Source organism: Polymorphospora rubra, from assembly GCF_018324255.1.
GTDB classification, from domain to species: Bacteria; Actinomycetota; Actinomycetes; order Mycobacteriales; family Micromonosporaceae; genus Polymorphospora; species Polymorphospora rubra.
This window is the reverse complement of record NZ_AP023359.1, coordinates 7,131,402-7,145,078: the sequence shown is the minus strand read 5'-3', so window position 1 is coordinate 7,145,078 and position 13,677 is coordinate 7,131,402. Positions and strand designations below refer to the sequence as shown.

Genomic DNA, 13,677 nt, shown 5'->3' with positions numbered 1-13,677 from the left:
CTTGCGAGCGGAATTGCCGCTGTCCGACGAAATATCACCTGCGGGATAGGGACGCTACCACCGCCACAACTGCCGGTAAAGACACTGGTTGATGGGTAACACAGCGTTCATATCGCGGCGTCGTGATCCAGCCCGGCCGGGATCCGATGATCACCCAGCGTTGCTGGAAAGTCGGCCCGGCGGAGAAAAGCAGACAAGTGGCATCGACCACCACCAACCCGCCGTTACTGTCTCCGGGCCGCCGACGGTCCGCCGGAACGGTCCGATCGGGGCTCGCGGCAGCCGGCGGCCTGCTGATAGCGTTGCCGACCATGCCAGCCGGGAATCCGTGCCACCGAGGTGGATGATCGTGTCGGGCCCCCGTCGGCCGCTGTCGGTCGCCCAGTCCAGCGTCTGGTTCGCCCAGCAGTTGGCGCCGTCGAGCCCGGCCTGGAACATTGGCGGATATCTCGAGATCCGCGGTCACGTCGACCGTACGGCGTTCGAGTGGGCGGCCACCCAGGCCGCCGCGGAATTCGAGGCACTACGTCTGGAATTCGGCGAAGACGGCGGTGAACCGTGGCAGGTGATTACCGGCCGCGCGACCATTGATCTGTCCTACGTAGATGTGCGCGACACCATTGATCCGCAGGTGGCCGCGCATTCGTGGATGTCCGCCGAAATGGCCCGCCCGATCGACGTCACCAGCGGCCCGCTATTCGGCACCGCACTGATCAGGATCGCCGACGAATTCTTCTACTACTACCAGCGGGCCCACCACCTGATCCTCGACGGCTACGGCACCGCACTGGTCGCCCGCCGCACCGGCGAGCTCTTCACCGCCCGGACCACCGGGGCACCCGCCGCTCCGGCCCCGGCCGGCTCGCTGGTCCGCCAACTCGACGAGGACGCCGCCTACCGCGGCTCCGACCGCCACACCCAGGACCGCGACTTCTGGGCCGACTACCTCGCCGGCCGGCGGGCCCCGGTCAGCCTCGCCACCCGTACGGCACCGGCGGCGCCGCTCGCCCACCGACGGACCCTGCACCTGTCCACAGCCGACGTCGAGATGCTGCGTGTCGCCGCCAACCGCGACTCGTGGCCCGCGCTGTTCGTCGCCGCCACCGCCATCCAGCTCTTCCGCACCACCGGCGAGACCGACCTGCTCCTCGGCTTCCCGATGAGCGGCCGGTGGGGCCGCAACGCCCGGGAGACCGCCGGCATGATGACCACCGTCCTGCCGCTGCGGCTGCGGCTCGCCGGTGGCATGACCGTCGACGAGGTGACCCGGCAGGCCGCCGACCAGATCCGGACCGTCCTGCGCCACCAGCGGTACCGGCTCGAGGACCTGCGCGCCGACCTTCGACTCACCGGCGACGCCGGCCGGCTGCTCGGCCCGTCGGTCAACGTCATGCCGTTCGACAACCGGCCACGCTACGGCCCGCACCCGACCCTCGACCGCACGCTCGGCGCCGGCCCCGTCGACGACCTCTCCATCGACGTGTACGGCACCCCCGGCGGCGCCGACCCGAGGATCGACTTCGTCGCCAACCCCGACCGCTACGACGACACCGAACTCGCCGGCGTCCAGGACCGGTTCCGGCGGGTGCTGCACGTCGTCTGCGCCCGACCCGGCCTACGGTTGCGCGACGTACGGCTGATGCCGACCGCCGAGCACGCCGCGGTCCGGGCCCGCAGCACCGGCCCGGCCCGCGAGGTGCCGCGCACCACGCTCGGGGCACTGTTCGAGGCACGGGCGGCGGCCACCCCCGACGCCGTCGCGCTGGCCCCCGCGTCCGGGGCACCCGTCCGTTACGGCGAACTCGACGCCCGCGCCAACCGGCTCGCCCGCGAACTGCTCGCCCACGGCGCCGGCCCCGGCGGCATCGTCGCCCTCGCCCTGCCCCGGTCGGTCGACCTCGTCGTGGCGATGCTCGCCGTGCTCAAGACAGGCGCCGCCTACCTGCCGGTCGACCCCGGCGACCCCGCCGACCGGATCGGCTACCTGCTCGGCGACGCCCGGGTCACGCTGCTGCTGACCGACACCGCCCACCACGACACGTTCGCCGCCGCCCCGGCGGCCGTCGGCGGTCCGTCCCCGGCCACGACCCTGGTCGTCGACGCCCCGGCGACGGTCGCCGCCCTGACCGGACACCCCGGCACCGGCCTGACCGTCGCCGACCGGACCCGGCCGCCGCACGACCTCGACCCGGCGTACGTCCTCTACACCTCCGGCTCGACCGGCCGGCCGAAGGGCGTCGTCGTCGCGCACCGCGGCCTGGTCAACCACCTGGCCTGGATGCAGGACCGGTACGCCCTCACCCCGCGCGACCGGGTGTTGGTCAAGACCCCGGCCGGCTTCGACGTGTCGGTCTGGGAGTTCTTCTGGCCGCTGCTGGTGGGCGCCACCGCCGTACTCGCCCGCCCCGACGGGCACCGCGACCCCGGCTACCTCGTCGACCTGATCCGCGCCGAGGAGGTCACCACCGCCGGGTTCGTACCGTCGATGCTCCAGATCTTCCTGCGTGAACCGGCCGTCGACGGCTGCCGCAGCCTGCGCCGGGTGCTGTGCATCGGCGAGGCGCTGCCGGCCGACCTGGTGACCCGGTTCCACCGGGTCCTCGACGCCGAACTGCACAACCTGTATGGCCCCACCGAGGCGTCGGTCGCGGTCAGCGCGGCCCGGTGCGAGCCCGGCCCGGAGCCGGTCTCCATCGGCTGGCCGGCGTGGAACACCGCCGCCTACGTCCTCGACCCGTTCCTGCGGCTGGCCCCGGACGGCGTACCGGGGGAGCTGTACCTCGCCGGGGTCCAGCTCGCCGACGGCTACCTGCGCCGCCCCGGCCTGAGCGCGCAGCGCTTCACCGCCGACCCGTACGGGCCGCCGGGGGCGCGGATGTACCGCACCGGCGATCTGGTGCGGCGCCGCCCCGACGGCGAACTCGTCTACATCGGACGCACCGACGACCAGGTGAAACTGCGCGGGCACCGGATCGAACTCGGCGAGATCGAGGCGGCGCTGGCCGCCGACCCCGACGTCGCCCAGGCGGCCGTCGCCCTGCGCACCGGCGCCACCGGCGACCAGACCCTCGTCGCCTACCTGGTGCCGGCCGCCGGCCGCGACCCGGACCCGTCGGCGGTCCGGGCCCGCCTCGCCGCGACCGTGCCCGGACACCTCGTGCCGGCCGTGTTCACCGTGCTCGCCTCGCTGCCACTGACCACCAACGGCAAACTCGACCGGAACGCACTGCCCGACGTCGCACCGGCGGCGACACCCGGCGGCCGGGCACCCCGCACCCGGCACGAGGTCGTCCTGTGTGGACTGTTCGCCGAGGCGCTCGAGTTGCCGCTCGTCGGTGTCGACGACAGCTTCTTCGACCTCGGCGGGCACTCGTTGCGGGCCGCCCGGCTGGCCAGCCGGATCCGCACCGTCTTCGGGGTGCGGCTGGACCTGCGCACGGTCTTCGAGACACCGACCGTCGCCGGCCTCGCCGCCCGGATCGCCGCCGACCCGGCCGTCCGCGGCGCCGGCGGGACCGGCCCCGTCAGCGCCGCCGGGGGAGACCCGCCGCCGGTCGGTGACAGCGGCCCGGTGCCCGGCTGGGGCGACAGCGCACTCGACGTCGTCCTGCCGCTACGCGCCACCGGCACCGCGCCGCCACTGTTCTGCCTCTACCCGATCACCGGCCTGAGCTGGTGCTACTCTGTGCTGCTGCGGCACGTCGGCGGCGACCGCCCGGTCTACGGCATCCAGTCGCCGGCACTGGCGCGCCCCGGCGACCCGCCCCGCACGATCGAGCGGATGGCCGCCGAGTGCGCCGACCACATCCGCTCCGTCCAGCCCACCGGCCCCTACCACCTGCTCGGCTGGTCGCTCGGCGGGCTGCTGGCGTACGCCACCGCCACCGAACTGCAGCACCGGGGGAGGAGGTCGACCTGCTGGCGGTGCTCGACGCGTACCCGCCCGACCCGCACCTGCACAGCCCGGTCGCCGCCGACGTCGAACGGCGCCGGATCCTCAACGTCGTCCTCGCCGACTTCGGCTACGACCCCGCCCTGCTCGACGGCGGCCCGCTCGACCTGGACCGGGTGCTGACCATCATCCGGGCCGCCGGCGGCGCCCTGGTCGACTGGTCCGACGAGGGCATCGCCGCGCTGCTCGAGGTGACCACCAACAACCTCGCGGCCGTCCGCGCCTTCACTCCCGACCGGTTCCACGGCGACCTGCTGTTCTTCTCCGCGACGCTGACCCGGCCCGAACTGCTGCAGACCGTCGACACCTGGCTGCCGTACGTCGACGGCCGCATCGACAACCGGGACATCGCCTGCCGGCACGAGCGGATGATGCGGCCGGACGCGATCACCGAGATCGGTCCGATCCTCGCCGACCACCTGGCGACCCTCGCACGGCGGCCCGCGCTCACGCGTGCGGCGCTGCCCGTGCGGCCGGCGCCGCCCACCACGGCCGGCTCCGGGCTGCTGCCCGCCCCGGCCCCGGCGGGCGGAGCGTCCTACTGATCCGGGCACCCCGGACCGGCGGCGTGCCGGGGGCTGATCGCGGTGTTGTCAGGTGGCCTCGGCGATCTCGTGGATCAACACGAATTCACCGCCGCTGGAGAGGCACTCCGGTGACACGTCGGGCAGGTTCCTGGCGAAGCCGTTGGTTGCGTTGGCGTAGCCACCGCCGCCGACGACCCGACCGTCGACCGGAATCCGCCCTGCGCCGGGCACGTCGACCCCGGCCACCTGTCCGTCGCTGCGCCAGACCCTGGTGCCCGGCGGCCATACGGCCACCTGGCGGGCCAGGACGTCGGCTCCAAGGTCGGATTCCAGGACGAAGCAGTCCGCGTCGCTGAGATGGCGGAGATAGCCGGTGATCCCGGCGGTGCTCTTGCTGCCGCGCACATCATGCACCAGCAGGGTGGGGCTCGTCGCGGCCGTCGAGACACTGGCCGGGCCGGAGGAGCAACTCGCGCACGCGGCGGCTGCCAGTGCCGCGACCAGAATCCGGAGCCCGGGACCGAGTCGCAGCCGCCGGGCGGATACGGTGCCGCCGCTCCCAGGATGCTGCAACCGAAACTCCCCATTCGCGGGCAACGTGTCCCCCTGCTCGCCCCCGAAAACCCTTCCAGAGTTCACCTCCGGTGACAACCGGTGACTAGTGTCAGGCGGCGGTACTGGAAGGATGATGTCGGGCTGCGGCGTGGACGGTGCGGACCGTCGGCCGCCGATCGAGGGGAGCGAGACGGCATGACCTCGGCCATGTTCGCTATCGGCGGGGATCTGGGCGTACGCAGGCTCGGGTTCGGGGCCATGCAGCTGCCGACCGGGCCGGGGCCCGACCGTGAGAACTCTGTCGCGGTCGTCCGGCGTGCCGTCGAACTGGGCGTCACCCTGGTCGACACCGCACACTTGTACGGCGGCGGCGCCAACGAGGAACTTATTGCCGAGGCCCTTTACCCGTACCCGGAGGGACTGCTCGTCACCACCAAGGTCGGCGTCGCGCGGACGGGGCCCGGCGGCGAGTGGAAGCTCGACGGGCGGCCGGCCGTCCTGCGCGACCAGGTCGAGCAGGCACTACGTCGACTGCGCGTCGAGCGGATCGAACTGCTCCAGTTGCATCGCATCGACCCGGAGACGCCCCTCGCCGATCAGCTCGGCACGCTGCGCGACCTGCGGACCGCCGGCAAGATCGGCCGGATCGGGCTGTCCGAGGTCACCGTCTCCGAGCTGGACCAGGCGCGCGAGATCGTCGACATCGTGAGTGTGCAGAATCGCTACAACGTCCTCGACCGCGAGCACGAGCCCGTACTCATGGCCTGCGCGGCGGCCGGGATCGCGTTCCTGCCGTGGCGACCGGTCGCGGCCGGAACGTCGGGAGCCAGGGACGAGATCGCGGCCGTGGCCGCCGAACTCGGCGCCACCCCCACCCAGGTCGCGCTTGCCTGGCTTCTCGGCCACTCGCCGGTGATCCTTCCGATCCCGGGTACCACCAGGATCGACCACCTGGAGGAGAACATGGCCGCGGAACGTCTGCACCTGACCCCGGTCCACCGTGACCGCCTCGACCGGCTTCCCGAACTCGCCTGACGTCCTTCGTGAGGTTCTCCCTCAGGACCGGACATGCAGGGGCACGTAACCACGGAGGTATCAATGCATGACCGGATTCTCGGCCAGGGCCTACGGGTCTCGGCCATCGGCCTGGGAGCCATGGGCATGTCCCAGAGCTACGGACCCAACCCCGGCGACCGCGACGCCATGATCGAAGTGCTCCGCGGTGCGGTCGAGCGCGGGGTCACCTTCTTCGACACCGCCGAGGTCTACGGCCCCCATGTCAACGAAGAACTCGTCGGGGAGGCCCTCGCACCACTGCGCGACCAGGTCGTGATCGCCACCAAGTTCGGATGGCGGATCGAGGACGGCCGGCCGGTGGGGCTCGACAGCCGCCCCGAGCAGATCAGGCGGGTCGCCGACGCGTCCCTGCGCCGGCTGCGGGTCGACACAATCGACCTGTTCTACCAGCACCGCGTCGATCCTGAGGTGCCGATCGAGGAAGTTGCCGGCGCTGTCGGCGAGCTCGTCCGGGCCGGCAAGGTGCGCCACTTCGGGCTCTCGGAAGCCGCCGCGGCCACGATCCGCCGCGCCCACGGTGTGCACCCCGTGACCGCCGTGCAGAGCGAGTACTCGCTGTGGACCCGCGATCCCGAACCGCAGGTGCTGCCCACCTGCGCCGAGCTGGGCATCGGATTCGTGCCGTTCAGCCCGCTCGGCAAGGGCTTCCTCACCGGCACCGTCACCACCACGACCGAGTTCACCGCCGGCGACATCCGCGCGACCATCCCCCGGTTCAGCACCGACAACCGTACGGCCAACCAGGCCCTGGTCGCGCACATCAGCGGCCTGGCCCATGCGAAGGACGCCACACCCGGACAGATCGCCCTCGCCTGGCTGCTGGCCCAGCATCCGTGGATCGTGCCCATCCCCGGCACCCGCCGCCTGGAACGCGTCGAGGAGAACACCGCCGCCACCGCCGTACCGCTGTCCGCCGACGAACTCGCGGACCTCGACGAGCTGGCGGCGCGGATCGGCGTACAGGGCAACCGGTACAACGAGCACCACATGTCCCTGGTCGGACGTTAGTGCCGCATCGGGCCGGGTTTGCCTCGTTCCTGGCAGACTGTTCGGGTGTTCGTCAGACTTGCCGGAGCGCAGGACTTCCATGGCTTCCTTGGCCTGGCGGCCCAGGTCGAGTGCTGGTTCGGCCCAATGGTCGAGGATCTCGGCTTCCATGACGCTGTGCGCAAGAACATTCGTCGGTCCACGGCGATCGTCGCTGCCTCCTCGGGCCGGATCTCCTGGGCGGGCTGTTGTTCGCGGCGAAGGCCCCGACCTACCACGTCCACTGGCTTGTCGTATCCGAGCGGTCGCGGGGGAAGGGCGTCGGGCGTGCGCTGATGGCGGAGGCGATGCGCAGGTTCGTGCACGGTCCAGGCGTCGTTGAGGTGGTCACCTTCGGGGCCGATCACCCTGGTGCCACCGTCAGTGGTGCACGCGTCTTCTACGAGCGCCTTGGTTTCGCCCCTGCCGAGGCCGTCGACCCCGGTCCGCAAGGCGGTTCCCGGCAGGTCTTTCGACTGGCCGTCCCCTGATTCATCTTGCATCTCAAGCCGCTTGAGATCGCATAGTGGGGGTCGTGGACATGAACGAGCTGTACGCCATCGGGGATGTCGCCCGGCGGACCGGCCTGAGCGTCAGCGCCGTCCGTTATTACGCGGACGCCGGTGTCGTCACGCCGGCCGCCACCAGCCCGGCCGGTCACCGCCTGTACGACGTGTCGGCCATCGCCCGCCTGGAACTGGTCCGGACGCTCCGGGAACTCGACGCCGGCCTGGACGAGATCCGGCGGGTGCTGGCCGGCGAGGCGACGCTGCGCGACCTGGCCGCCACCCACCTGGCCCTGCTGGCGCGGCAGGAGGCACGGCTGCGCAGCCGTCGCGCGGTACTGTCGGCCATCCTGCGGCAGGACTCCACGGCGGAGCAGGTCACGCTGATGCACAAGCTGGTCGGTATGTCGGACGAGGAGCGCGACCGGCTGATCGACGAGTTCTGGACCGAGGTCACCACCGGCTGGGAGCCGCCGGAGCGGATGGTCCAGTGGTGGCGGGCGGCCCGGCCGGAGCTGCCCCAACATCCCACCGCGGCCCAACTGGAGGCGTGGATCGAACTGGCCGAACTGGTCCGGGACACCGAGGTCCGGCAGGCCGTGCGCCGTGAGCTGTACGAGGTGTGCACGACCGGGGCCGGGCCGCTGATGACCTCGTCGCCGATGCTGGACACCCTGGAGGCGGCCACGCCGATCGGCCAGGCGGCGATGGACGCGGCGCGGGAGCGGGTGCCGCCGGACTCGCCGCGGGGACGGGAGATCGCCGACCGGTGGATCGGGTGGCTGTCCGGCATCTTCGCGACACCGGACAGCCCCGGGATGCCGGACACGCCCGAGTTCCGGATCCAGACGGCCGACCACATGCTGGCGGGCGCGGAGTGGGACCGCACGCCGCCGGAGCCGCAGGGACCGTTCGACCGGTACATGGCGCTGGTCACCGCCGTGAACAACGTGCCGCCGGAGCGGTTCCCGTACGAGTGGCTGGCGGCGGCACTGCGCGCGTCCGTCCTGCCGCCTCGCTGATGAGCGGCGCGGGACCCGAGGACTGGAACTCGCGGCCCTCAGGACGGCTTCGGGACGTCACGCCGTGTGGTTCGGGTTTGCTGTCGCGGGTCCGCGGCGGGATGCGACGGGTCTTGGACGGCCTTGGATCCGATGCCGGTGCGCGGCCGCGGCTCAGATGCCGCACGAGGCCGAAGCGCCTCCCCCGGAGAGCAGGTCGCTGCGGGACCAACCCGACACGCCGGTTGCGCGGTTGTGCAGATAGGTCCAGCGGAGGCCGTCGTGCCCGATCGTCCAGCAGCGGAACGTCGCGGTCTGACCGGGCTGGCCATGGCCGCGTGAGGTGCAGTCGGCGCCGGGCCCGGTGCGGATGTTGATGCCGGTCCCGGCGAACGTGCCGTTGACCTGCGGCTCGAAGCTGGCGATTCCCTGCGGGCAGGACGCTTGGGCCGGAGCGGCGACCGCCAGGACGGCGGCGCTGCCCAACATGATGGCGGCGATCGAAACTCGTACGAGTCTCATGTGGATCTCCCTTGGTGATGTGACGGAACTGTGGGCTCGGCCGTGCCGGTGGACGCGGTGTCAGAAGTGGGGATCGAGGCCGCTGCCCCAGGTGTACGAACCGGTGGCGGACAGCTGGAAGTCACATTGGATGTGGTACGACCAGCCGCCGTTCTCCTCGGTGAGGTAGCTGTGGTGCCGGTAGGTTCCGGCGCTGGGGATTCCGGGCCAGAGCTGATCCGTCCAGGTGTACGTGCCGGGCAGGATGCGGCCGGTGTAGGTCTGGCATGGTGCCGAGGTGGGGAAGTTCCACCAGCCGTAGGTGCCGTCCGCGAGCGTGATCTCGCGGCTGACCAGTGCGATCGGCATCCCGCTGTTCGGCGTGGCGGTCAGGTGTTGGCTCTTCCGGTTGTAGGCCACGTCGGCGGCCTGCGCCGGGCCGGACATGATCGGCAGCAGGGCGAGGACCAGGGCCACGGCGGTGGCCCGGCAGGGTTTCCCTGCCCAGGTGCGCATGATTCTCCCTTCTCGGTGCTGTCGGTTCGGATCAACCGACTTCCTGAGACGAGACTGCCCGTCGCATCCACGCCTGTCGTTGTGGCCGGGTGCACGGGTGTTTAGTCTCCGTGCACGGTCGGGAGCTGCCGGCGGAACTCGGTGGGCGATTGGCCGTAACGGGCGCGGAACGCCTGGCTGAAGTGCGCGGCGCTGGTGAATCCCGACCGGGCGGCGATCGCGTTGATCGTACGGGCGGCGAACCGGGGTTCGGCGAGGTCGCGTCGGCACCGCTCGAGGCGCTGTTCGCGGATCCAGCCGGCGACGGTGTGCTCCTCCTGCCGGAACAGCTTGTGGAGATAGCGCACGGAGATGTGGTGTGCCGCGGCGATCACGTTCGGGGTCAGGTCCGGGTCACCGAGATGATCGCGGATGAAGGCGTGGATACGGGCGGTCAGCGCCCGGTGGTGGGTGTCCGCGGGGATGACCTTCCGGGTGTCCAGCGCGTCGGCCAATGCCGTGATCAGCACGTCGAGCGTCAGGGTGGCCAGCCGCGCGGTCTCGGCCGGGGTCAGTTCGTCCATCTGGTCGGCGAGCTGCAGCAGGAAACGCGACGACAACGCGCCGATGCCGCGGGCGCCGGGAATGCGGACGGCGCTCAGTTCACGCAGTTCCCGGGGAGGAAACGGCAGCAGAGTCCGGGGGAAACGCAGGAGCAGCATCCGGCTCGTCGAATCGTCCGGCCGGAGTTGCGCCAGGTACGGACGCGAGGTGTCGTAGAGCACGAGATCCCCGGCGCCGAAGTCGGCGCGCCTGCCGTCCTGCGTCAGCGTGCCGCTGCCGCTGACCATGCAGCTCACCTTGAACACTTCCGGGTCGGCCTGCCGGATCAGCCGGGGCGTGCGGCGCACCGAGTGCGCCATCGTCGTCATCAGGGTCACCTGCACCGGGCCGAACTCGCTGATGCCGACCCGCGCCTCGAATCCGGCTTCCGCCTGACGTTCCCGGGCCAGGTCGTACGGTACCCAGAGTTTCGCGCTGACCTCGCGCCAGAAGGCGAACCGGTCGTCCGGCGAGACGTCGGCAGTGCTGACAACGTCCATCGACCAACCATAATGCTCAACCCGGGCGAGCCCATCCAATTTATCCCGACGGCACCGTGGTCGGCCCACCCCCGCCCGCCGTGCCGTGGAGCCGGCCCTGTCCACCCGGGTTACGGGCAGGGCTCCAGAGTGGTCAGGTCGTCGACCAGGTGGGTGAGGTCGGGGGAGTCCCGCAACTCCTTGCGCAGGGCGGCGACCCGCGTGCCGTAGCCGGGATCGGCGAGGACGGCGGCGCAGGCCCGCACGACCGCGTCGGCCGTCAGGTTCTTGATCGGCAGCGTCCGGCCGAGGCCGAGTTCGGCGACCCGGGCGGCGTTCGCGGGCTGGTCGGCGACGACCGGCAGCGTCACCATCGGCACCCCGGCGGCCACCGCCTCCCGGATCGCGCTGTAGCCGGCGTGGGTGACGAACAGGTCGCACCGGGCGAGCAGTTCCGCCTGGGCCACGTACGGCTCGACCCGTACGTTGTCCGGGACCGGCCCGATCGTGGCGGCAAGCTGTGCCTGGCCGCCTAGGGTGACCACGGCGCGGCACGGCAGGGCGCCCAACGCCCGCACGATGACCGGCAGCAGGTCGGCCATCCCGGGCAGGGTCAGGGCGAGCGATCCCAGGCTGGCCAGCACCAGCGGCCGGTCCGGATCTCCGCCAGGTCCGCCGGCCGGTGCCGGCTCCTCCTCGGGTACAGGCACCCGGTAGTGCCGGGTGGTCGGCAGCCGCAGTTCGGGCGGATACCAGCGGGGCGGCAGCAGGGCGGCGAGCAGATAGCGGTGTGGATGCCAGGGGTCGTCGACCGGTGGCAGGCCGAGCACCATCCGCTGCGCGTCGACGGCGTGGTGCACGACCGGCAGCTCGGTCAGCGCGTACGGGGCGATGTCGACGGTGGCATGGGGAATGCCGAGCCGTTCGGCGGCGAGGTAGCCGCCGAACTCGGCCGGCTCGCGCACGATCACGTCGGGTCGGAACGTCGGTGCCGCCGCGAGCAGGTCGGCGGCGAAGTGTCCGGCGACCGGTCCGGCGTACGCCCGCGCGATCTGCCGGGCGACGGCCGGCTCGACGGTGCGGCTGCCGGGCGCCATCAGCGCCTTCGGCAGCCCGAACTCGTCGGCGAGGGCCGGGTCGGTCCGCAGCTGCTCCAGGCCCGGCACCCGGGGCAGCGGCAGGTGCGGCACGCCGTGCCGGGCCAGTTCGGTCGCCATCGACGCGGCGGTGGCGACCGCGACCCGGTGTCCGGCGGCCAGTGCCGCGTGGGCCAGCGGGACCAGGGCCGGTACGAGGTGGGAGGTGATCGGCTGGCAGGTCAGCAGGATCCGCACGCCGGTCAGCCGGCCGGGGTCAGCGTCGGTGCCGCCCCCGTGCCGTCGGCGGCGGCCGAGCCGGCGTCGGTCACCGGGTCGGCGGCCGGACCGGCGACGGCGGCGCATTCGATCAGCGCCAGTCCGCCGCGTCCGTGCAGGACCCGGGTGACGGCCAGGCCGGCGGCGGCGACGAGCGCCTCGAAGTCGGCCAGGGTCCGTTCCCGGCCGCCGACGACGGCCAGCATCTGCAGGTCGAACGGGGACAGGTGGGGTACGTGCGGCTCGGTCGGCAGCACCTCCACGATCAGCACCCGGCCGCCGTCACCGGTCGCCTCCGCGCAGCGGCGCAGGATCGCCGTGGCGTCCCGGTCGTTCCAGTCGGTGATCGCGCGGGCGACCACGTAGACGTCGCCGCCGGTCGGCAGCGGGGCGAAGAAGTCGCCGGGCACCACCTCGGCGCGCTCGGCGAGCCCCTGGTCGGCGAGCCGCCGGGCGGTCGTGCCGGCCGGGTCGGGCCGGTCGACCAGCGTGCCGCGCAGGTGGCCGTGGGTCCGCAGGAGTTCGGCCAGCAGGGCGCCGCTGCCGCCGCCGACGTCGACGACGCGGCCGACGCCGCTCCAGTCGTAGAGTGCGGCGACCTGCGGCGCGGTCAGGTGGTTCTGGCTCATCATCAGGTTGTCGAAGAACCGGCGGTAGTGCGGGACGGCGTCGAGGTCCGCCCACAGGCTGCGGTCGTGCACGGCGGCGTATCCCGGCTCGCCGGTGCGGACCGCGTGCAGCAGGCCGATGTAGGCGAGGTCCATCCGGGCGCCAAGTTCCTCGAGGTCGAGGAAGCTCCGCTGGCCGGCCGGGCCGGACTCGCGCAGCAGCCGGCCGGTCTCGGTCAGCGCGAACTCGTCCGGGGCGGGTTCGGTGAACAGGCCGCGGTGGGCCAGGTAGCGCAGCAGCCGGCCGAGGGCGTCGGGGTCGGCGCCGGCCCGCCCGGCGAGCGCGTCGAGGCCGCGGACGCCCGACTCGATCAGGTCGGCCAGGCGCAGCGTCGCCGCGACCCGGACGGCGAACGGGGCGGCCAGGTCGGTGAGCCGGCCGAGCCGTTCCTGCGGCGACGCGTCGCCGTCGAGGACCGCCGGGAGGGCGCCGGCCGGCGCCGGGGGAGCGTCGTCGGTCGGGGGAGCGACGTCCGGCGCCGGTGGCCCGGCCGGGCGGGTGAAGGTCCACAGGTGACCGCCGGGGTCGGCGACGGTGAACGTGCCGGCGTCGTCGGGTCCGTCGACGACCGGGGCGCCGGCGGCGACCGCCCGCCGGTGCGGTTCGTCGACGTCGTCGGTGGTGACCAGCAGCCGTACGGCGACGTGCGGGGTGCCCGGCCGGCGCGCTTCGACGGCCACCCGGATCCCGCCCGCCGTGACGAGGGCCGGGCCGTCGCCGGGTCCGGCGTGGACCAACCCGAAGGCCCGCTCCAGCCACCGCAGCGCGGCGTCCGGGTCGTCGTAGGGCAGGCACGGGGTCAGGACGGCGTGGCTAATCAACGCGGGCTCTCCCGTCTGGAACACGGCAGGATGCGGCGACAGGACGCGCGGCCGGCAGCAACTGCGATCGATGCTTCCAGCCTGCGCGCGGTGCCGTCAAGGTCGCCGCG

Annotated in this window: 11 protein-coding genes and 3 pseudogenes; 8 read left to right on the top strand and 6 right to left on the bottom strand. The window is 72.5% G+C overall.

Features of this window, described 5'->3' with window-relative positions; all coding sequences use genetic code 11:
* Positions 1 to 91 precede the first annotated feature (91 nt).
* From Prubr_RS38425 to Prubr_RS38410, 4 genes and pseudogenes are all read left to right on the top strand, one after another.
* Positions 92 to 1,648 (top strand): annotated as a pseudogene (locus tag Prubr_RS38425) (condensation domain-containing protein); the annotation flags it as partial.
* Positions 1,640 to 3,229, top strand: a pseudogene (locus Prubr_RS38420) (amino acid adenylation domain-containing protein); the annotation flags it as partial. The pseudogenes Prubr_RS38425 and Prubr_RS38420, both read left to right, overlap by 9 nt.
* A pseudogene (locus Prubr_RS38415) lies at positions 3,227 to 3,898 on the top strand (thioesterase domain-containing protein); the annotation flags it as partial. The pseudogenes Prubr_RS38420 and Prubr_RS38415, both read left to right, overlap by 3 nt.
* Positions 3,899 to 3,924: 26 nt before the next feature.
* Positions 3,925 to 4,497 (top strand): hypothetical protein, encoded by a 573-nt coding sequence (locus Prubr_RS38410; protein ID WP_425517961.1) that lies wholly within the window; start codon positions 3,925 to 3,927, stop codon positions 4,495 to 4,497.
* A 48-nt stretch (positions 4,498 to 4,545) separates the two neighbouring features.
* Here the strand turns inward: Prubr_RS38410 and Prubr_RS31285 are convergent, their stop codons facing one another.
* Positions 4,546 to 5,052 carry a hypothetical protein gene (locus tag Prubr_RS31285; protein WP_212818610.1) on the bottom strand — a complete coding sequence of 169 codons (507 nt, stop codon included), beginning with the start codon at positions 5,050 to 5,052 and terminating at the stop codon, positions 4,546 to 4,548.
* A gap of 177 nt (positions 5,053 to 5,229) precedes the next feature.
* On the opposite strand from Prubr_RS31285, the gene Prubr_RS31280 reads away from it, so the two are divergent.
* The 4 genes from Prubr_RS31280 (at position 5,230) to Prubr_RS31265 (ending at position 8,665) form a co-directional block, all read left to right on the top strand.
* A complete protein-coding gene (locus Prubr_RS31280; RefSeq protein ID WP_212818608.1) occupies positions 5,230 to 6,069 on the top strand; it encodes an aldo/keto reductase in 840 nt (279 codons plus the stop codon).
* A 63-nt stretch (positions 6,070 to 6,132) separates the two neighbouring features.
* Entirely contained in the window at positions 6,133 to 7,119 is a 987-nt protein-coding gene (locus tag Prubr_RS31275) for an aldo/keto reductase (RefSeq protein ID WP_212818606.1), read from the top strand.
* Positions 7,120 to 7,346: 227 nt separating this feature from the next.
* On the top strand, positions 7,347 to 7,628 hold the full coding sequence (locus Prubr_RS38405; RefSeq protein ID WP_212818604.1) for a GNAT family N-acetyltransferase: 282 nt from the start codon (positions 7,347 to 7,349) through the stop codon (positions 7,626 to 7,628).
* A 44-nt stretch (positions 7,629 to 7,672) separates the two neighbouring features.
* Positions 7,673 to 8,665 carry a MerR family transcriptional regulator gene (locus Prubr_RS31265; RefSeq protein WP_212818602.1) on the top strand — a complete coding sequence of 331 codons (993 nt, stop codon included), beginning with the start codon at positions 7,673 to 7,675 and terminating at the stop codon, positions 8,663 to 8,665.
* A 153-nt stretch (positions 8,666 to 8,818) separates the two neighbouring features.
* Here the strand turns inward: Prubr_RS31265 and Prubr_RS31260 are convergent, their stop codons facing one another.
* The 5 genes from Prubr_RS31260 to Prubr_RS31240 all read right to left on the bottom strand — a co-directional run bounded on the left by Prubr_RS31260 (position 8,819) and on the right by Prubr_RS31240 (position 13,591).
* Positions 8,819 to 9,166, bottom strand: coding sequence for an SH3 domain-containing protein (locus tag Prubr_RS31260; protein WP_212818600.1), 348 nt, complete (start codon positions 9,164 to 9,166; stop codon positions 8,819 to 8,821).
* Between the two features lie 60 nt (positions 9,167 to 9,226).
* Complete coding sequence (locus Prubr_RS31255) at positions 9,227 to 9,661, bottom strand: hypothetical protein (RefSeq protein WP_212818598.1); 435 nt, start codon at positions 9,659 to 9,661, stop codon at positions 9,227 to 9,229.
* Between the two features lie 101 nt (positions 9,662 to 9,762).
* On the bottom strand, positions 9,763 to 10,743 hold the full coding sequence (locus Prubr_RS31250) for an AraC-like ligand-binding domain-containing protein (RefSeq protein WP_212818596.1): 981 nt from the start codon (positions 10,741 to 10,743) through the stop codon (positions 9,763 to 9,765).
* Positions 10,744 to 10,853: 110 nt separating this feature from the next.
* Entirely contained in the window at positions 10,854 to 12,056 is a 1,203-nt protein-coding gene (locus tag Prubr_RS31245; RefSeq protein WP_212818594.1) for a glycosyltransferase, read from the bottom strand.
* Positions 12,057 to 12,061: 5 nt separating this feature from the next.
* A complete protein-coding gene (locus tag Prubr_RS31240; RefSeq protein ID WP_212818592.1) occupies positions 12,062 to 13,591 on the bottom strand; it encodes a methyltransferase in 1,530 nt (509 codons plus the stop codon).
* Positions 13,592 to 13,677 lie beyond the last annotated feature (86 nt).